At 68.1% G+C, this 18,783-nt stretch carries 16 protein-coding genes; 13 read left to right on the top strand and 3 right to left on the bottom strand.

Going from position 1 to position 18,783, the window contains the following annotated elements:
* Positions 1-51: 51 nt before the first annotated feature.
* The 4 genes from ACYP33_RS03380 to msrQ all read left to right on the top strand — a co-directional run bounded on the left by ACYP33_RS03380 (position 52) and on the right by msrQ (position 5,292).
* Entirely contained in the window at positions 52-2,232 is a 2,181-nt protein-coding gene (locus ACYP33_RS03380) for a cytochrome c biogenesis protein ResB (protein WP_459619720.1), read from the top strand.
* Between the two features lie 4 nt (positions 2,233-2,236).
* The gene (gene ccsB, locus ACYP33_RS03375; protein WP_459619718.1) at positions 2,237-3,430 is read left to right on the top strand and encodes a c-type cytochrome biogenesis protein CcsB; all 1,194 of its coding nucleotides are present in this window, start codon (positions 2,237-2,239) and stop codon (positions 3,428-3,430) included.
* 160 nt (positions 3,431-3,590) lie between these two features.
* Complete coding sequence (gene msrP, locus ACYP33_RS03370; RefSeq protein ID WP_459619716.1) at positions 3,591-4,592, top strand: protein-methionine-sulfoxide reductase catalytic subunit MsrP; 1,002 nt, start codon at positions 3,591-3,593, stop codon at positions 4,590-4,592.
* A 10-nt stretch (positions 4,593-4,602) separates the two neighbouring features.
* Complete coding sequence (gene msrQ, locus ACYP33_RS03365; RefSeq protein WP_459619713.1) at positions 4,603-5,292, top strand: protein-methionine-sulfoxide reductase heme-binding subunit MsrQ; 690 nt, start codon at positions 4,603-4,605, stop codon at positions 5,290-5,292.
* A 129-nt stretch (positions 5,293-5,421) separates the two neighbouring features.
* On the opposite strand, the gene lysA is transcribed toward msrQ, so the two are convergent.
* Both lysA and lptM read right to left on the bottom strand, forming a co-directional pair.
* Positions 5,422-6,693 carry a diaminopimelate decarboxylase gene (gene lysA / locus ACYP33_RS03360; RefSeq protein WP_414450502.1) on the bottom strand — a complete coding sequence of 424 codons (1,272 nt, stop codon included), beginning with the start codon at positions 6,691-6,693 and terminating at the stop codon, positions 5,422-5,424.
* A 6-nt stretch (positions 6,694-6,699) separates the two neighbouring features.
* Positions 6,700-6,963, bottom strand: coding sequence for an LPS translocon maturation chaperone LptM (lptM, locus tag ACYP33_RS03355; RefSeq protein ID WP_414450501.1), 264 nt, complete (start codon positions 6,961-6,963; stop codon positions 6,700-6,702).
* 36 nt (positions 6,964-6,999) lie between these two features.
* On the opposite strand from lptM, the gene cyaY reads away from it, so the two are divergent.
* Entirely contained in the window at positions 7,000-7,326 is a 327-nt protein-coding gene (cyaY, locus tag ACYP33_RS03350; protein WP_414443706.1) for an iron donor protein CyaY, read from the top strand.
* 100 nt (positions 7,327-7,426) lie between these two features.
* Here the strand turns inward: cyaY and ACYP33_RS03345 are convergent, their stop codons facing one another.
* Positions 7,427-9,925 (bottom strand): penicillin-binding protein 1A, encoded by a 2,499-nt coding sequence (locus ACYP33_RS03345; RefSeq protein ID WP_459619710.1) that lies wholly within the window; start codon positions 9,923-9,925, stop codon positions 7,427-7,429.
* A 183-nt stretch (positions 9,926-10,108) separates the two neighbouring features.
* Here ACYP33_RS03345 and ACYP33_RS03340 point away from each other — a divergent pair, with 183 nt between their 5' ends.
* The 8 genes from ACYP33_RS03340 (at position 10,109) to ugpB (ending at position 18,733) form a co-directional block, all read left to right on the top strand.
* Entirely contained in the window at positions 10,109-11,050 is a 942-nt protein-coding gene (locus ACYP33_RS03340; RefSeq protein WP_459619708.1) for a type IV pilus biogenesis protein PilM, read from the top strand.
* Positions 11,047-11,736, top strand: a complete 690-nt coding sequence (locus ACYP33_RS03335) for a pilus assembly protein PilN (protein WP_459619706.1) — start codon at positions 11,047-11,049, stop codon at positions 11,734-11,736. Before ACYP33_RS03340 ends, ACYP33_RS03335 begins: the two co-directional genes overlap by 4 nt.
* Entirely contained in the window at positions 11,733-12,608 is an 876-nt protein-coding gene (locus ACYP33_RS03330; protein ID WP_459619704.1) for a hypothetical protein, read from the top strand. Before ACYP33_RS03335 ends, ACYP33_RS03330 begins: the two co-directional genes overlap by 4 nt.
* Complete coding sequence (locus ACYP33_RS03325) at positions 12,605-14,419, top strand: type IV pilus secretin PilQ (protein WP_459619702.1); 1,815 nt, start codon at positions 12,605-12,607, stop codon at positions 14,417-14,419. The genes ACYP33_RS03330 and ACYP33_RS03325 overlap by 4 nt, the downstream gene beginning before the upstream one ends.
* 14 nt (positions 14,420-14,433) lie before the next feature.
* Positions 14,434-14,988, top strand: a complete 555-nt coding sequence (locus ACYP33_RS03320) for a shikimate kinase (protein ID WP_414445686.1) — start codon at positions 14,434-14,436, stop codon at positions 14,986-14,988.
* Positions 14,985-16,064: a 3-dehydroquinate synthase gene (gene aroB / locus ACYP33_RS03315; RefSeq protein ID WP_459619700.1), complete on the top strand. Its 1,080-nt coding sequence runs from the start codon at positions 14,985-14,987 to the stop codon at positions 16,062-16,064. The genes ACYP33_RS03320 and aroB overlap by 4 nt, the downstream gene beginning before the upstream one ends.
* Before the next feature lie 42 nt (positions 16,065-16,106).
* Positions 16,107-17,330, top strand: a complete 1,224-nt coding sequence (locus ACYP33_RS03310) for a deoxyguanosinetriphosphate triphosphohydrolase (RefSeq protein ID WP_459619698.1) — start codon at positions 16,107-16,109, stop codon at positions 17,328-17,330.
* 77 nt (positions 17,331-17,407) lie between these two features.
* The gene (gene ugpB, locus ACYP33_RS03305; RefSeq protein WP_414443714.1) at positions 17,408-18,733 is read left to right on the top strand and encodes a sn-glycerol-3-phosphate ABC transporter substrate-binding protein UgpB; all 1,326 of its coding nucleotides are present in this window, start codon (positions 17,408-17,410) and stop codon (positions 18,731-18,733) included.
* Positions 18,734-18,783 lie beyond the last annotated feature (50 nt).

The raw sequence follows: 18,783 nt of genomic DNA, 5'->3' as shown, positions 1-18,783 counted from the left end.
CTTGCCGGCAGGTGTGCGCCTTGCCCTTTTTTGTTGTCAGTCGGAGTGTGAATGAGCGTCACCACGTCGGGAATCGAGACGAAAACGCGCCGCGGCGCGCTGAACACCGCGATCGAGCTGATCAGTTCGATGCGCTTCGCGATCGCGCTGCTCGTCGTATTGGCGATCGCGAGCATCATCGGCACCGTCCTCACGCAGGACGATCCCTATCCGAACTACGTGAATCAGTTCGGCCCGTTCTGGGCCGACATCTTCCGCTCGATCGGCCTGTACACGGTCTACAGCGCCTGGTGGTTCATGCTGATCTTGCTGTTCCTGGTGGTGTCGCTGTCGCTGTGCGTGATCCGCAACGGCCCGAAGATGCTGGCCGACGCCCGCAACTGGAAGGACAAGGTGCGCGAAGGCAGCCTGCGCGCGTTCCATCACAAGGCCGAGTACACCGTCGAGGGCGATCGTGCGGGGGTGGCCGCGGCGCTGTCGGCGTTCGTCGCCAAGGCCGGCTACAGGCAGGTGGTGCGCGAATCGGATGGCGCGACGCTGATCGCGGCCAAGCGCGGTGCGCTGACCAAGTACGGCTACATTTCGGCCCACCTCGCGATCGTCGTGATCTGCATCGGCGGCCTGCTCGACAGCAACCTGCCGATCCACTTCCAGATGTGGCTGTTCGGCAAGTCGCCCGTCAACACCAGCGCCGCGATCAGCGAGATCGGGCCGGAACACCGGTTGTCGGCGTCGAACCCCACGTTCCGCGGCTATGCCTGGGTGCCCGAGGGGCAATACGTGTCCACCGCGATCCTGAACCAGCCGAGCGGCTCGCTGATCCAGGATCTGCCGTTCTCGATCCAGCTCGACAAGTTCATCGTCGATTACTACTCGACCGGCATGCCGAAGCTGTTCGCGAGCGATATCGTCGTGATCGACCGCGCCACCGGCAAGCGGATCCCGGCGCGCGTCGAGGTCAACAAGCCGTTCACCTACAAGGGCGTGTCGATCTATCAGTCGAGCTTCCAGGACGGCGGCTCGCAGATGCAGATGACGGCGTTCCCGATGACGGGCGGCAGCGACAAGACCTTCCCGGTGAACGGCGTGATCGGCAACGCCGCGCCGCTGGCCGGCCACGACGGCGATACGATCGAATTCGCCGATTTCCGCGCGATCAACGTCGAGAACATCACCGACGCGAACGGCAAGACCGACGTGCGCGGCGTAGGCGCGTCCCATTCGCTCAAGGAGGCGTTCGACGAGCGGCTCGGCTCGGGCGCGAAGACGTCGAACCCGGTGAACCTGCACAACGTCGGCCCGTCGATCCAGTACAAGGTGCGCGGCAAGGACGGCCAGGCGCGCGAATTCAACAACTACATGCTGCCGGTCGAGGTCGGCGGCGACCGGATGTTCCTGGCCGGCATGCGCGTGAGCCCGAACGATCCGTTCCGCTATCTGCGGATTCCGGCCGATGCCGACGATTCGATCGCCGAATGGATGCGAATTCGCGCGGCGCTGGAAGATCCGGCGGTGCGCACCGAAGCCGCCGCGCGCTTCGCGCAGGCGTCCCTGCCGAGCGCCGACGCGGGCCTGCGCACGCGGCTCGACGACAGCGCGCTGCGTGTCCTGACCCTGTTCGCCGGCGCCGACGCGAGCGCGGGCCATCAGCCGGACGGCGCGCCGATGGGCGGCTTCCAGGCGGTGGCCGGCTTCATCGATCAATCGGTGCCGAAGGCCGAGCAGGAGAAGGCCGCCGGTTTGCTGCTGCGCATGCTGGAAGGTGCGATGTGGCAGGTCTGGGCGGTCGCGCGCGAGCACGCGGGGCTGCAACCGGTCGCGCAATCGGCCGACACGGCGCGTTTCGTGCAGAACGCCATCAACGCGCTGTCGGACAGCTTTCTGTACGGCGCGCCGGTGTATTTGCGGCTGGATTCATATAAGCAGGTGCAGGCTTCGGTATTCCAGTTGACACGCGCGCCTGGTAAAAATCTGGTGTATCTTGGCAGCCTGCTGCTGGTGTTCGGCATCTTTTCGATGTTCTACGTGCGCGAACGCCGGCTCTGGTTCTGGCTCAAGGATACGCAGGCGGGAGTGGCTGTCGTGATGGCGATGTCCACGGCCCGCAGGACCTTCGATTTCGAGAGGGAATTCGCGCAGACGCGCGATGCGGCGGGCGCGGTGCTGGGCGCCGAGCCGCAAACCGCGGCTCCGGCCGCGCGCGACGCCGAGCTCCCCGACTCCCCACGGTAACGTCATGGCTCTCATCCAGGCTTCTTCGTCTCCCTCGCCGCGCGGCCGCGCCGATGCGTCGGCCCTGCCGCTGTTCGACGATCGCCCGTTCTGGCGCCGCCTGTCGCTGGTCGACTGGCTGTTCGCGCTGGCGATGGTTGCCGGCGCCGGTTTTGCCCTGGTGCACTACCAGGCGCACATGGATTACTACGATCAGGTCGTGATGACGGGCGCGACCGTCGCGCTGATCGGGCTGGGCTGGCGCTGGAAGCCGGCGCGGCTGCTGATGGCGCTGATCGCCTGCACGTCGCTGCTGTCGCTGCAGATCTATCACGGCGATCTCTCTCGCGCCGATTCCGCGTTCTTCCTCAAGTATTTCCTGTCGAGCCAGTCGGCGATCCTCTGGATGAGCGCGCTGTTCGTGTTCGCCACGGTGTTCTACTGGATCGGCCTGCTGAGCCGCTCGCCCACGGGCGCGGCGATCGGCCAGAAGATGACCTGGGCCGCCGTGCTGATGGGCTTCACGGGCCTGATGGTGCGCTGGTACGAGTCCTACCTGATCGGTGCGGATGTCGGCCATATCCCGGTGTCGAACCTCTATGAAGTGTTCGTGCTGTTCAGCCTGATCACGGCGCTGCTCTATCTGTACTACGAAGGACATTACGGCACGCGTGCGCTCGGCGCGTTCGTGCTGCTGGTGATCAGCGCGGCCGTCGGCTTCCTGATGTGGTATTCGATCGCGCGCGACGCGCAGCAGATCCAGCCGCTGGTGCCCGCGCTGCAAAGCTGGTGGATGAAGATCCACGTGCCGGCCAACTTCATCGGCTACGGCAGCTTCGCGTTGTCGGCGATGGTCAGCGTGGCCTATCTGCTGAAGTCGCGCGGCGTGCTGGCCGATCGCTTGCCTCCCCTCGAAGTGCTCGACGACGTGATGTACAAGTCGATCGCGGTGGGCTTCGCGTTCTTCACGATCGCGACGATCCTCGGCGCGTTGTGGGCGGCCGAAGCGTGGGGCGGCTACTGGAGCTGGGACCCGAAGGAAACCTGGGCGCTGATCGTCTGGCTGAACTACGCGGCCTGGCTGCACATGCGGCTCATGAAGGGCTTGCGCGGCAGCGTGGCGGCCTGGTGGGCGCTGACGGGCCTGCTCGTCACCACGTTCGCATTCCTCGGCGTGAACATGTTCCTATCGGGGCTGCACAGCTACGGCAAGCTGTAGGCCAGGGTGCCGAAGGCTGCCTGAAACGGATTCGAAAACCGCCGCCGCGTCGTTCGCGAGCGGCGGTTTTTTGTTGCACCGCCCGCCGGGCTGCCCGGCACGGCGGAATTTGTCGGTTCACTGCTTGATCGCTGGCGGGAAGGCCGGCGCGGAGATGCCCATGTTGATCAGAACCACGCGTCGGCAGTTGCTTGCCGGCGACGACATTCCGCGCGGCGAGATCACGCCGTCGTCGGTGTTCGCGGCGCGCCGCGGCCTGTTGCGCGCGGCCGGCGCCGGCGCGGCGCTGGCGGGCGGCCTTGGCGGCTTGCCCGGCGCGGCGTTCGCGGCCTATCGCTCGCCGAACTCGTCGGCGCATCCGCTCGCGGCCACCACCAACGCGAAGTTCGTGGTGCCCGACAAGGTCACGCCGTACCAGGACGTCACCACCTACAACAACTTCTACGAATTCGGCACCGACAAGGGCGATCCCGCGCAGAACGCCGGCTCGCTGCGGCCGCGGCCGTGGCGCGTCAGCGTCGAGGGCGCGGTGAAGACGCCGAAGGTCTACGACATCGACGCGCTGTTGAAGCTCGCGCCGCTCGAAGAGCGCGTCTATCGGCACCGCTGCGTCGAGGGCTGGTCGATGGTGATTCCGTGGATAGGCATTCCGCTGGCCGAGCTGATCCGGCGCGTGCAGCCGAGCCCGAGCGCGAAATACGTGCAGTTCGTCACGCTGGCCGACCCGTCGCAGATGCCGGGGCTGTCGGCGCCGGTTCTCGACTGGCCCTATTCGGAAGGGCTGCGGCTCGACGAGGCGATGAACCCGCTCGCGCTGCTGACGATGGGCGTCTACGGCCAGGTGCTCCCGAACCAGAACGGTGCGCCGGTGCGGCTCGTGGTGCCCTGGAAATACGGCTTCAAGAGCGCCAAGTCGATCGTCAAGATCCGCTTCGTCGAACAGCAGCCGAAGACGAGCTGGAACACCTACGCGCCCACCGAATACGGTTTCTATTCGAACGTGAACCCCGAGGTCGATCATCCGCGCTGGAGCCAGGCGACCGAGCGGCGCATCGGCGAGGACGGCTTCTTCACGCCGAAGCGCAAGACGCTGATGTTCAACGGCTACGGCGATCTGGTCGCGTCGATGTATCGCGGCATGGATCTGCGCAAGAACTTCTAGGCGGCGCGGCGTGGACGACAATCTGCAGACGCCGGCCGGCGGCGCGGGAACGGTGCAGCCGCGCGGCGCGAGCCGCCGGGTGGCGCCGCCCGCCGGGCCGCGCTGGGTGCGCATCGCCAAGCCGCTGGTGTTCCTCGCCGGGCTGTTTCCGCTCGGGCGGCTCGTGGTGCTCGGCTTCACGGGCGGGCTCGGTGCGAACCCGGTGGAATTCGTCACGCGCTCGACCGGGCTCTGGACGCTCGTGATCCTCTGCGTGACGCTGGCGGTCACGCCGCTGCGGCGCATCGCCGGGCTGAACGCGCTGCTGCGCCTGCGGCGCATGATCGGCCTGTTCGCGTTCTTCTACGCCGCGCTGCACTTCACGACCTACTTCTGGTTCGACAAGTGGTTCGACCTGGCGGCGATCCTGCGCGACGTGGTCAAGCGGCCGTTCATCACGGTCGGCTTCGCGGCGTTCGTGCTGCTGATTCCGCTTGCGCTGACCTCACCGCGCGCGATGGTGCGCCGGCTCGGCCGGCATTGGCAGCGGCTGCACCGGCTGATCTACGCGATCGCGTTGCTCGCGATCCTGCATTTCTGGTGGATACGGGTCGGCAAGCACGATCTCGCGCTGCCGAAGCTCTATGGCGCGATCGTGCTGGTGCTGCTCGGTTGGCGCGTGGCCACCGCGCTGCTCGGGCCGCGCCGCGAGGCACCCTGAAGCCGGAATGCAAGGAGGTTGGCGCGACCGATCGATCGCACCGGCGGGCATGAAAAAGCGACGCAAGCCGGAGGGCCTGCGTCGCTTTTTTCATAGGGCGGAGCGGATGCCGGGCAAGGCCCGGCAGGCTTATTCCGCGTCGGGCAGGATCGCTTCGCTGCCGAACAGGTCTTCCATCGTCTCGCGCGGGCGCACGAGGTACGCGTTCACGCCGTCGACCATCACCTCGGCCGCGCGCGGGCGCGTGTTGTAGTTCGAGCTCATGACGAAGCCGTAGGCGCCGGCCGAGCGGATCGCCAGCAGATCGCCGGGCGCGATCGCCAGCGTGCGCTCGCGGCCGAGCCAGTCGCCGCTTTCGCAGACGGGGCCGACCACGTCGTACACGGCGCTCGGGTGAGCGCTGGTTTCCTTGACGGGCACGATCGCGTGGTACGCCTCGTACATCGCCGGGCGCGCGAGATCGTTCATCGCGGCGTCGACGATCGCGAAGTTCTTCTCCTCGCCCGGCTTCAGGAATTCGACGCGCGTGAGCAGGATGCCGGCGTTGCCCGTCAGCGAGCGGCCCGGCTCGAAATACACTTCGCGCTGGCCGTGGCCGCGCGCGTCGAGCTTCTCGAACAGCGCCGCGACGAACACGCCGATCTCGGGCGGCGTTTCGTCCGAATAGGTGATGCCGAGGCCGCCGCCGATATCGATGTGATGGATCGCCGTGCCGTCGGCCTCGATCTGTTCGACGAGATCGAGCACCTTGTCGAGCGCGTCGAGATACGGGCTCAGTTCGGTGATCTGCGAGCCGATGTGGCAATCGATGCCGACCACCGAGAGGTTCGGCAACCGGGCCGCCGTGCGGTACGTTTCGCGCGCGTCGGCGAATGCGACGCCGAACTTGTTGGCCTTCAGGCCCGTCGAGATGTACGGATGCGTTTTCGGATCGACATCGGGGTTCACGCGCAGCGAAACCGGCGCGCGCTTGCCGAGCGAGCCGGCCACTTCGTTGAGGCGGTCGAGCTCGGGAATCGATTCGACGTTGAAGCACTTGACGCCGGCTTCCAGCGCGATGCGCATTTCGTCGGCGTTCTTGCCCACGCCCGAGAACACCACGTTTTCCGCCTTGCCGCCTGCCGCCAGCACGCGCGCCAGTTCGCCGCCCGACACGATGTCGAAGCCCGCGCCGAGCCGCGCGAACACGTTCAGCACGCCGAGGTTGCTGTTCGATTTCACGGCGACGTGGACCGCCGCGCGGCGGCCCTCGCAGGCTTTCGCGTAGGCCTGATAGGCGGCCGTCAGCGCGGCGCGCGAATAGACATAGAGCGGGGTATCGAAGTGTTCGGCGAGCTTGTCGACGGGGATGCTTTCGGCGTGCAGCGTGCCGTTGGCGTAATCAAATGCGGGGTGAGTCATCCGGAATCATCGAGTGGGATTGGCGGCGGACGCCGGGGCCGGCGCGGAGAGCGCGGGCGAAAGCTGCAGGGACGTGCCCGAGGTGCCGGCGGCATCGGACGCGGCGCTCGGGGCCGTATCGGATGCGTCGGGTTGCAGGCCGGGTTGCGTCTCGAGGACGGGCTTCGGGGGCAACGGCGGCACGACGGGCAGATAGAGCGCGCCGCGTTGACCGCAGCCGGCCAGCGCCAAAGCCGCTACAATCGCGCTCATCTGGAAAACGACACGCATGATCGTCCCTAAACAATTGAATCGACAGAGTTTAGCATGAGCGATACTGAATACCTGACCCGCGCCGAGGCTGTTCTGGCGGCCGTCGAGCGCTGCGTGGACACCGCCAACGAAGGCGATCTCGACATCGATCTGGGCCGCAACGGCAGCGTCATCACGCTGAGTTTCGAGAACGGCACGAAGATCATCATCAACCTGCAGCCGCCGATGAAGGAGGTGTGGATCGCCGCGAAATCGGGCGGTTTCCATTACCGCTTCGTCGACGGCGCCTGGCGCGACACGCGCTCGGGCGACGAGTTCTTCGAGGCGCTGACGCGCTACGCGAGCGAACAGGCCGGCGAGCCGGTGCCGTTCAGCGCCTGAGCGTCGATCACGCTGCCCGGTTCGGAAATCGGGCGGCATCAAGCAAAAGAGCGACCCGTGGGTCGCTCTTTTGCGTTGCTGGGCATGAACGCGAGCCGCGTCAGTTGCCGCCCTCGAACAGGTTCATGATGTCCTGCCGCTCCTGCGAATCGACGTGCGGGATCGAGGCATCGGTCGGCGCGGCCGCCTGCGCGACGCCGACGGTCGGCACGAAGCCGTGGCCCGGCGTGAAATCGCTGAAGAACAGTTCGCCGCCGATCACGGTGACGTCGTCCGGCTTCGGCATCGTGTACTCGGGCACGTTTTTCAGCGACGGCCCCATGTAGTCGATCCACACCGGCAGCGAGAGGCCGCCGCCGGTTTCGCGATCGCCGAGGCTGCGCGGGCTGTCGTAGCCGATCCAGGCAATCGCGGCCAGCGTGTGCTGGAAGCCCGCGAACCACGCATCGCGCGAATCGTTGGTGGTGCCGGTCTTGCCGCCGAGATCGGTGCGCTTGAGCACGTTGGTTTTCGCGCCGGTGCCGTGCTGCGCCACGCTTTGCAGCAGGCTGTTCATCACATAGGCGTTGCGCGCGTCGATCGCCCGCGGCGCGTTCTGCTCGGCCACCAGCGGCTGCGCGCGTGCCACCACGCTGCCGTTCGCGTCGGTGATCTCGGCGATCAGGTACGGATTGACGCGATAGCCGCCGTTGGCGAACACCGAGTACGCGCCCGCCATCTGCAGCGGCGTGACGAGGCCGGCGCCGAGCGCCATCGGCAGATAGGCCGGGTGACGATCGGCGTCGAAGCCGAAGCGCGTGATGTATTGCTGCCCGTACTTGGTGCCGATGAAGTTCAGGATGCGGATCGACACCAGGTTGCGCGAGCGCATCAGCGCCGTGCGCATCGGCTCGGGGCCGTCGAAGCCGCCGCCGTAATTCTTCGGCTCCCACGGCTGGCCGCCCGTTTCGGCGGCGCTGAAGTAGAGCGGGCCGTCGTTGATGATGGTCGACGGTGCCAGGCCCTTGTCGAGCGAGGCCGAATAGATGAACGGCTTGAAGCTCGAACCGGGTTGCCGCCACGCCTGCGTGACATGGTTGAACTTGTTCTTGTTGAAATCGAAGCCGCCCACCAGCGAACGGATCGCGCCGTTCTGCGGCACGATCGAGATGAACGCGCCTTCGACCTGCGGCAATTGCGTGATCGCCCAGTCGCCGCTGTCGGTCTTGACCACGCGCACGATCGCGCCGGGCCGGATCTTGCGGTTCGGCTGGGCGTTGGCGGCCAGCGCGGCCGAGGCGAAGCGCAGGTTGGTGCCGCCGACGGTGGCGCTGCTGCCGTCCATGAAACTGACCTGGATCTGCTTCGGATCGACGCCGGTGACGACGGCGGCGATCAGTTCGCCGTTGTCGGGATGGTCGAGCAGCGCGTCGTCGATCGCCTGCTCGCGCTGCGAGGCATCGGCCGGCAATTCGATGAACGCTTCCGGGCCGCGATAGCCGTGACGGCGCTCGTAGTCCATCAGGCCGCGGCGCAGCGCCTGATAGGCGAGCGTCTGGTCGGCCGAATCGACCGTGGTGACCACGTTGAACCCGCGCGTGTAGGTTTCATCCTTGTACTGCGCATACATCATCTGCCGGACCATTTCCGCGATGTATTCGGCGTGCACGCTGTATTCGCGCGTCGCGCTCTTGACCACCAGCGGCTGCGCAACCGCTTCGTCGTACTGATCGCGCGTGATGAAGTTCAGCTCCAGCATGCGTTGCAGGATGTACTGCTGGCGCACCTTCGCGCGTTTCGGATTGACCACCGGGTTGTAGGCCGACGGCGCCTTCGGCAGCCCGGCCAGCATCGCGGCCTCGGCCAGCGTCAGATCCTTCAGGTCCTTGCCGAAATACACGCGCGCGGCGCTCGCGAAGCCGTACGCGCGCTGGCCGAGATAGATCTGATTCATGTACACCTCGAGAATCTGATCCTTCGTCAGCGCACGCTCGATGCGGTACGCGAGCAGCATTTCGTAGATCTTGCGCGTGTAGGTTTTCTCGCTCGACAGGAAGAAGTTGCGCGCGACCTGCATCGTGATCGTGCTGGCGCCCTGCGTGGCGTGGCCGTTGGTCAGCGCCACCACGCCGGCACGCGCGATGCCGGTCAGATCGACGCCGCCGTGTTCGTAGAAGCGCGCGTCCTCGATGGCGAGGATCGCCTTCTTCAGCGAATCGGGCACGTCCTGGATATGGACGATGTCGCGGCGCTCCTCGCCGAATTCGCCGATCAGCACGTGATCGGACGTGTAGATGCGCAGCGGCACCTTGGGCCGGTAGTCGGTCAGCGCCTCGAGCGACGGCATGTTGGGCCACGCGACCACGAGCGCATAGCCGAGCACGAGGCCCGCGCATACCACGGCCGCCACGCACAGCCCCACCAGGGCGAGCAGCAGCTTCAGCCACCACGGCCGCTTGCGGGGCGGTGGCGGTGGCGGCGGCGGCGGTGGTTCCGCCGCCGGGGGGGGCGGAGGCGGCGGCTGCGGCGGCTCGCCGGCCGACGGCGTCTCGCCAGCCCGGGGCCAGGTCGGTTCGCTCGCCTGCGGCGGCGTCGAGGGATTCGTGGGTTGCATAGGCATACCGAAAAACGGACACGCGATTATAAACGCCCGGTATGCACGTTCATGGTGCCTGTCCGAACGGATAAGACGACGGGAAATTTCGCCGCTTTGCTGGCCATCCGGCCGACTGTCGGCGGTGCGGGCCGCTCGCGAGAATGGTCGTCGAGCCGCGCCCCTGCCGCGCGGCGCTGGGGAGGACCGATGGCGAGATATCGACGATGGATGGCCGGGCGGCGCGTTGCCGCCGGGATCGACGTGGGACACGACGCGGTGCGCGTGGCATTCGTGAGCCGGCGCGGCAATACGCCGACGATCGAAGCGCTGGACGCGCAGCACTATGCGCAGCCGTGCGATCTGGCGGGGGGCGACTGGTCGTGCGTGACGCAGGCGCTCGGCGCGATCGTCGAGCGCATGGCGGGGCGCTTGCCGGTGCGCGGGATGTCGGCCGTGATGGCGTTGCCGTCGCGCGAGGTGACGATGTCCGCGCTCGATCCGCGCATTGCCGCGCAGGGGCCGGTGGAGCCGGCCGTGCATGCCGAGGCCGAGCGCGTGACCGGGCTGTCGCGCGAGGCGCTGGCGATCGACTGGTGCGTCAACGACATCCTCTATCCGGGCCGTTTGCTGGTGGCCTCGGCCGAGCGCGCGCGGGTCGAATTGCGGCTCGAAGCGGTGGCGGCCGCGGGCTTCCTGCTGACCGGCATCGACGGCGAGCCCTATGCGGCGCTGCGCGCGATCCGGCAGATCGCCTATGGAGAAATCGCCCCGACGCAGGCCTATGCGGCGCTCTGGATCGGCGAGGGCAGCGTGGATGCCTGGCGCGTCGAGGGGCTGGCCGTCACCGCGCATCTGCGCATGCCGTCGCCCGAATACGCCGATCTGTCCGACCTGTTGCGCGACCTGGCGAGCCGGGGCGAGCTGCATTACGCCTATGTGGGTGCGGCGGGAGAATCGAGCGCGAGCAACGGCGCGTCGCCGCCCGTGTTCGCGGAGATCGCCGATCTGCTGGGCTGCCTCGTGCTGCCGTTCGATTGCGCCACCTATTGCGCGGCCGGCGGCGGCGAGCGCCCCGAGGTGCAGCAAGGCCGCGCGGGCGGCCGGTTCGCGGTGGCGTTCGGCTTGGGCCTGCGCGGGGTGTGCGAATGAGCGCGCGGCGGGGGTTGCCTGCGCAGGCGCTGGCGCGCGATGCGGCGCAGCGGCGTGCGTGGCTCGGCGGCTTCAATCTGCTGCCTTATCGGCAGCGCGACGCGAGGCTGGCGCGGCGGCGAGGGGTGGCGGAGTTTGCCGGGGCGGTCGGGTTCGGTTTTGTCTGTGCCGCGTTGGTTTGCGCCGTGCAGGCGGCCGAGCGCGTGCGGCTCGACGGGCAGCGCGCGGCGATCGAAACACAGCTTGCCGCGTGGGCGCCGCGCGTGCGCTTGGCGGAGACGGCAGCGCATGCGCGCGAGGCGCGGCTTACTCGCGAGCGGGCCGCTGTCGAACGCGCCAGGCCACTCGCCCGGCTCGTCGCGCTGCTCGACGTGTTGCGCGCACTCGACTACCGCACGGTGATGCTGCTGGCGTTGCGTCACGCCGGCGATCGGGCCGAACTCGAGGTGCGGGCGCACGATCCGGCCGCGGCGCGACGGTGGCTCGAACGCTTGCGCGAGCGGCGGCCCGAGTGGCGGATCGAGATGTCGGGCGTGAAGGCCGCCGCCGACGCGCCGCTTGCGGCCGGTGCGCCGAAGGGCGCGGCGGCATTGCGCTTCGCGGTGCGCATTCGTTGGCCGGAGCCGGCCGCGCAGCGGCAGACCGCGCAAATCGGCGGCGCGCATGAATCGGGAGGGCGAGGATGAACACGCGGATCGGCAATGGGACAAGCGATGGGCGTCATGCAGGTTTGCGCCGGCTTGCCATACTCGTGGCGGCTGCCGTGGCGGCGTTTCTGATGTTGAGCGTCATGTCGAACGAGCGTGACTGGAGCGGCGTGACGCAGGCGCGGGCCATGCGCGATGCGGCACGCGTGAAGCGGGCCGACGTCGAGCAACGGATCGAGCGCCACCCTCATGCGGCCGACGTCGAACCGGACGCGGCAGCCGGCCCGCGTCTCGCCAAGGTTCGCGAATCGAGCGATGGAGCCGGTTCGCCCGACTCGCAGGATCCGCTATGGCAGCTCGCGCTCGCCGCGCATGAGCAGGGCCTGCACATCCGGCATCTCGCGCCGGCCCCCGGTGGTGTGCAAGATGCGGGAAACGAGGCCGAGCCGCGCTACGACATTGCCGGCGATGGCCGCATTGGTGCGATCGCTGGCTGGGTCCGCGCGTTGGCGGCGTTGCCGTTGAACGTCGCGCCGGTCCGGCTCGACATCGAACGGCAGGCGGCGGGTGCGACGTTTTCGGCGCGGTTGGCGGTGTCGCCGGGGGCGGCGGCGCGGGGCCAAGGCGCGCTGATGTTGCCCGATCCGTTCGACGTCCTGACGGTCGGTTTGCCCGCCGATGCCGATTTCGGTGGCCGCGAAGCGGCGCCGTCGCCACGGCTGGCCGGGATCGTCGGGAACGCGCGGCACGCGTTGGCCGTATTCGATGCCGAGAGCGGGCCTTGGTGCGCCGCGCCCGGTGAGCGTATCGGAGGCGAACGCATCGCACGTATCGATGGCGGCGGGGTGTGGTTCGGCTCGGGCGACGGCCGCGAGCATCGCGTCATGCTGGCCGGGGAAGGGCAATCATGAACGGCGCTCGTCGAGATATCGCGAGGCTGGCGATGGCGCTCGCCCTGATGTGCGACGGGGCGTTGCCCGCAGCGGCCAGGTTGCCGCCGCCGCTGCCGCTCGTCATGCCCATCGCGGCCCGGCTGGGCACGGGCATGGCGGGATCGGCCCCGGTTGCGGGCGGTGACGCGCCGGGGTTCTTCGATGGCGATGGCGATGCCGGCCGGATCGCCGGAACGAGCGCGCTGGCAGTCGGTAGTGGGACGCCGTTCCCACCCTCTGCCGATGCCTCGCAATCCGCTGCCGGCGGTGAGGCAGAGAAACCCCCGGAAGCACCGGCCGCCATCGCGCCCCAGCCCGCGCTGGAAGGTCCCCCCACGCCCTTGCCGCCCCCCGTGCGCCTGTCCAGCCTGCCGTCGAAACCGGGCGCGGCTGCCGACGGCCGCCGGATCTCCCTCGACCTGCGGCAAGCCCCGCTCGCGGCGGCCTTCGATGCGTTCGCGCGCTTCACCGGCAAGAGCGTGGTCCTGAGCGGCCGGGTGCAGGGCAGCGTCACGCTGCGCATCCACGACGTGCGCTGGCGCGACGCGTTCGATGCGCTGCTCGACGCGAACGGCCTGGCGATGGCCACGCGTGGCGAGGTGATCTGGGTCGCGCCGGTCGCCGAGCTGGTCGCGCGCGAGCGGGAACGTTTCGAGGCGCATGCGCGTGCAGCCGACCTGGAGCCGCTGGCGAGCCGCACCTTCGTGCTGCGCTACCCGCGCGCCAACGACGTCGCGCGTCTGCTGGCGGGCGGCGCGGGGCAGCGTGTGCTGTCCCGGCGCGGCTCGGTGCTGGCCGATCCGCGCACCAACCTGTTGTTCGTCACCGATCTCGCCGGCCGTCTCGCGCAGATCGCCGAGCTGGTCGCGCAGCTCGACCGGCCGGCCCGCCAGGTTCTGATCGAGGCGCGGATCGTGGAGGGCGAGCGCGGGTTCTCGCGTGAACTGGGCGCTCGGCTGGCCTTGCGCACACGCAACATCGGCAAGGAGGGCAAAGGCGGCGCGGCAAGCGGCGACGGCCCGGGCGGCCCGTCCAACGCGGCGGGTGGCGGCAATCCGCTTGCCACCGGCCTGGTCGGCGGCCCGGCAGGGCGGCTCGCCGATCTGTCCGCGCGTCCGCTGTCCGGTTTCGAGGCCGCCACGGCGGGCCTCACGCTGTTCGTCGCCGGCGCCACGCGCTTGCTCGATATCGAGTTGAGTGCACTCGAATCGGAAGGGCGGGGCCAGATCCTGTCGCGGCCGAGCGTGGTCACGGCCGATCGCGCGCCGGCGCTGGTCGAGCAGGGCACCGAGCTGCCGTATCAGGCCAAGGTCGGGCGCGGCGTGTCGGGCGTGCAGTTCCGCCGCGCCACGCTCAAGCTCGAAGTCGAGCCGCAGATCACGCCCGACGGGCAGGTGGTGCTCGACCTCGATATCGCCAAGGACAGCGTGGGCGAGGAAACCGACGCAGGGCCGGCGATTCACACCAAACACGTGCGCACGCGCGTCGAGGTCGAAAATGGGGGGACGGTCTCGATCGGTGGAATTTACGAGCGAAACGAGTGGGACGATGTGACTCGGGTGCCGGTCTTGGGCAAAATACCGGTTTTGGGGGCGTTGTTCCGCCACAAGGCGCGGCGCGAGAAGTCGAGCGAGCTGGTCGTCTACATCACGCCGCGCGTGGTCGGCGAGCCGGCCGGGGCCGGCGGGCCGGCCCGCACGGCGCCGCAGCCGCCGGCCGAGTGCCGGCCGGCCACGCTCGACAAGGCCGGCGATTTGCCAGTAAGCTGCGCCACACACCAGCAAGATTGAAGCAGAGGAAGCCGTTGCAAGCGCGGGACCCACACGCAAGCGTATTTTTCGTCGGACTCATGGGGGCGGGTAAAACCACCGTGGGTCGTGCGGTCGCGCGCCGTCTCGACCGGCCGTTCTTCGATTCCGATCACGAAATCGAGGCCAGCACCGGCTCGCGCATCCCGGTCATCTTCGAACTCGAAGGCGAGGCAGGCTTTCGCGATCGCGAGGAAAAGATGATTGCCGAGTTGAGCCAGCGCAGTAATGTGGTGCTGGCTACCGGCGGCGGTGCCGTGATCCGCCCCGAAAATCGCAACGCACTGAATTCACGCGGCATCGTCATCTATCTGCGCGCCAATCCGCACGATCTCTGGCTGCGTACCCGCAAGGACAAGAACCGCCCGCTGTTGCAGACGGAAGATCCCAAGGCCCGGCTCGAAGCGCTTTACGAAGTGCGCGATCCGCTCTATCGCGAATGCGCGCATTTCGTGATCGAAACCGGCCGTCCGTCCGTCAATGGTCTCGTCAACATGGTGCTGATGCAGCTCGAACTGGCCGGCATCGTCGCCAAGCCGCTACAAGCATGATTACCGTCAATGTCGACCTGGGCGATCGCGCCTACCCGATTCATATCGGCGATGGCCTGATCGGCCGTACCGAACTGTTCGCGCCGCATATCAAGGGCGCTTCCGTCACCATCGTCACCAACACCACGGTCGATCCGCTCTACGGCGATGCGCTGCGCGCCGCGCTCGCGCCGCTCGGCAAGCAGGTCGAGACGGTGGTGCTGCCCGATGGCGAAGCCTACAAGCACTGGGAAACGCTGAACCTGATCTTCGACGGGCTGCTCGGCTCGCGCGCCGACCGCAAGACCACGCTGATCGCGCTCGGCGGCGGCGTGGTGGGCGACATGACCGGTTTCGCGGCTGCCTGCTACATGCGCGGCGTGCCGTTCATCCAGGTGCCCACCACGCTGCTGTCGCAGGTCGATTCGTCGGTCGGCGGCAAGACCGGCATCAACCACCCGCTCGGCAAGAACATGATCGGCGCGTTCTACCAGCCGCAAGCGGTGATCGCCGATATCGGCGCGCTGCGCACGCTGCCCGAGCGCGAGCTGGCGGCCGGCATCGCCGAGGTCATCAAGACCGGCGCGATCGCCGACCCGGCGTTCTTCGACTGGATCGAGGCCGACATCGAGGCGCTGAACCGCCGCGAGCCGGCCGCGCTGACCGAAGCCGTCAAGCGCTCGTGCGAGATCAAGGCCGGCGTGGTGGCCGCCGACGAACGCGAGGGCGGGCTGCGCGCGATCCTCAATTTCGGCCACACGTTCGGCCATGCGATCGAGGCCGGCCTCGGCTACGGCGAATGGCTGCACGGCGAGGCGGTCGGTTGCGGCATGGTGATGGCGGCCGATCTGTCGGTGCGGCTCGGCCGTCTCGACGACGCGTCGCGCCAGCGCCTGAACCGCGTGATCGCCGCCGCGCACCTGCCGGTGCGCGCGCCCGATCTCGGCGCGGCCCGCTATGTCGAAATGATGCAGGTCGACAAGAAGGCCGAAGCCGGCGCGATCAAATTCATCGTGCTCGAGCGGCTCGGCGCCGCCTTGATCACCTCGGCGCCCGACGACCTGGTCCAGGCCACGCTCGCCGCCGCAATCCGGTAACGTGGCGCCGGATCGTCCGGCGCCCCAGCAGTGGAGGAGACAGTGAGCGAAACACCCCGCGAGTTGCCACACCCCACCGACGCGTCGCAGGCGCGGCCCGGCCGAACCGGCGGGCCTGTCGCCGCGCCGACCGTCGCCGCGCTCGAAGCGCACCTCGCGCCCTACGCGGCCCATTCGATCAGCACGCGAGGCCGCCGGCACCACGAAACGCCGCCCGCCGCGCGCACCGAATTCCAGCGCGACCGCGACCGCATCGTCCATTCGACGGCATTCCGCCGCCTCGAATACAAAACCCAGGTCTTCGTGAATCACGAAGGCGACCTGTTCCGCACCCGCCTCACGCACAGCCTCGAAGTCGCGCAGATCGCGCGCTCGGTGGCGCGCAACCTGCGCCTGAACGAGGATCTGGTCGAGGCGATCTCGCTGGCCCACGATCTCGGCCACACGCCGTTCGGCCATGCCGGGCAGGATGCGCTGAACGCGTGCATGCGCGAACACGGCGGCTTCGAGCACAACCTGCAGAGCCTCGCGGTGGTCGACGAGCTGGAAGAGCACTACGGCGCGTTCGATGGCCTGAACCTCTGCTTCGAGACGCGCGAGGGCATCCTCAAGCACTGCTCGCGCGAGAATGCGCGCAAGCTCGGCGAACTCGGCGAGCGCTTCCTCGAAGGCGGCCGGCCGTCGCTGGAAGCCCAGATCGCCAACATCGCCGACGAGATCGCCTACAACAACCACGATGTGGACGACGGCCTGCGCTCGGGCCTGATCACGATTGCGCAACTGGCCGGCATCGCGCTCTGGCGCCGTCACTACGACGCGGCGCTCGGCGATTTCCCGTCGCTCGAAGGCCGCCGGCTGGTGCACGAAACGGTGCGCCGCATCATCAATACGCTGATCGTCGATTTGATCGACGCCACCACGCGCAACCTCGCCGAATACGCGCCGGCCTCGCTCGACGACGTGCGGCGCTGCCCGCAACTGGTGGCGCACAGCCCGGTGATCGCCGAGGAGGCCGCCGAGCTCAAGCGCTTCCTGTTCCACAACCTCTATCGCCACTACAAGGTGATGCGCATGGCGAACAAGGCGCAGCGCGTCGTGACGGGGCTGTACGACGCCTTCACCGGCGACCCGCGCCTGCTGCCGCCGGCCTACCAGAGCGCCGAGCCGGCGGCCCAGCCGCGGCTCATCGCGCACTACATCGCCGGCATGACGGACCGCTTCGCGCTGAAGGAATATCAACGCCTGTTTGTCATGGACGAGAACTAGACTGCGCTGCCGCCCGCCACGGGCAAACACAAGCGGCCGGCCATGGGAGCCAGGCCGCACAACATGGAGATGCGTCGATGAGAGTCAACACCCTGGTTCGTTCGCTGGCTGCGGGCGGGATGATCTGGTTCGGCATGCAGGGCAGCGCGTTCGCCGCGACCGAAATCCAGTTCTGGCACGCGATGGAAGCCGCGCTGGGCGACAAGGTCAATGCGATCGCCGAGCAGTTCAACGCATCGCAGAGCGACTACAAGATCGTGCCGGTGTTCAAGGGCACCTACGACCAGGCGTTGGCCGCCGGCATCTCGGCCTATCGCAGCGGCAACGCGCCGGCGATTCTCCAGGTGTACGAAGTCGGCACGGCCACCATGATCCAGGCCAAGAAGGCGGTGTTGCCGGTGTCCGACGTGTTCCGCCAGGCCGGCGTGCCGCTCGACGAAAAGTCCTTCGTGCCGACCGTGGCCAGCTACTACAGCGACGCGAAAACGGGCCACCTCGTCTCGATGCCGTTCAACAGCTCGACGCCGGTGCTGTACTACAACAAGGATCTGTTCAAGAAGGCCGGGCTCGATCCGAACCAGCCGCCGAAAACCTGGGCCGAGGTGAAGACCGACGCCGAGAAGCTGCGCAAGGCCGGCTCGACCTGCGGCTACACCACCGGCTGGCAGGGCTGGATTCAGCTCGAGAACTACAGCGCGTGGCACGGCCTGCCGTTCGCGACGCGCAACAACGGCTTCGACGGCACCGACGCCGTGCTCGAATTCAACAAGCCGCAGCAGGTCGCCCACATCGCGTTCCTGCAGGACATGGCCAAGGAAGGCACGTTCAGCTACGCCGGCCGCAAGGACGAAGCCACCGCCAAGTTCTACAGCGGCGACTGCGCGATCATGACGACCTCGTCGGGCGCGCTGGCCACCATCCGCAAGTACGCGAAGTTCGATTTCGGCACCGGCATGATGCCGTACGACGCCGGCGTGAAGGGCGCGCCGCAGAACGCGATCATCGGCGGCGCGAGCCTGTGGGTGCTGAACGGCAAGGATGCGAACACCTACAAGGGCGTCGCCAAGTTCCTGGCCTACCTGAGCTCGGCGCCGGTGGCCGCGAAGTGGCACCAGGACACCGGTTACCTGCCCGTCACCACGGCCGCCTACGACCTGACGCGCGAGCAGGGCTTCTACGCGAAGAACCCGGGTGCCGACACGGCCACCAAGCAGATGCTGAACAAGCCGCCGCTGCCGTTCACGAAGGGGCTGCGACTGGGCAACATGCCGCAGATCCGCACCGTCGTCGACGAGGAGCTGGAGCAGGTCTGGGCGCAGAAGAAGACGCCGCAAGCCGCGCTCGACGAAGCCGTGGCGCGCGGCAACGAACTGCTGCGCCGTTTCGAGAAGCAAGGCTCCTGAGCGCGGTTCCGCCGCGCCGTTGCGCCGCCGTGGCAGCAACACGGCGGCGC

This window comes from Burkholderia sp. 3C, assembly GCF_054589155.1.
This window is presented reverse-complemented; position numbering and strand designations above follow the sequence as displayed.

Coding starts and splice junctions, on each gene's coding strand:
- msrP (WP_459619716.1), top strand. CDS start 3,591: ATGTTGATCAGAACCACGCGTCGGCAGTTGCTTGCCGGCGACGACATT.
- cyaY (WP_414443706.1), top strand. CDS start 7,000: ATGAGCGATACTGAATACCTGACCCGCGCCGAGGCTGTTCTGGCGGCC.
- ACYP33_RS03380 (WP_459619720.1), top strand. CDS start 52: ATGAGCGTCACCACGTCGGGAATCGAGACGAAAACGCGCCGCGGCGCG.
- ACYP33_RS03335 (WP_459619706.1), top strand. CDS start 11,047: ATGAGCGCGCGGCGGGGGTTGCCTGCGCAGGCGCTGGCGCGCGATGCG.
- lptM (WP_414450501.1), bottom strand. CDS start 6,963: ATGCGTGTCGTTTTCCAGATGAGCGCGATTGTAGCGGCTTTGGCGCTG.
- ugpB (WP_414443714.1), top strand. CDS start 17,408: ATGAGAGTCAACACCCTGGTTCGTTCGCTGGCTGCGGGCGGGATGATC.
- ACYP33_RS03340 (WP_459619708.1), top strand. CDS start 10,109: ATGGCGAGATATCGACGATGGATGGCCGGGCGGCGCGTTGCCGCCGGG.
- ccsB (WP_459619718.1), top strand. CDS start 2,237: ATGGCTCTCATCCAGGCTTCTTCGTCTCCCTCGCCGCGCGGCCGCGCC.
- ACYP33_RS03325 (WP_459619702.1), top strand. CDS start 12,605: ATGAACGGCGCTCGTCGAGATATCGCGAGGCTGGCGATGGCGCTCGCC.
- ACYP33_RS03330 (WP_459619704.1), top strand. CDS start 11,733: ATGAACACGCGGATCGGCAATGGGACAAGCGATGGGCGTCATGCAGGT.
- aroB (WP_459619700.1), top strand. CDS start 14,985: ATGATTACCGTCAATGTCGACCTGGGCGATCGCGCCTACCCGATTCAT.
- ACYP33_RS03345 (WP_459619710.1), bottom strand. CDS start 9,925: ATGCCTATGCAACCCACGAATCCCTCGACGCCGCCGCAGGCGAGCGAA.
- lysA (WP_414450502.1), bottom strand. CDS start 6,693: ATGACTCACCCCGCATTTGATTACGCCAACGGCACGCTGCACGCCGAA.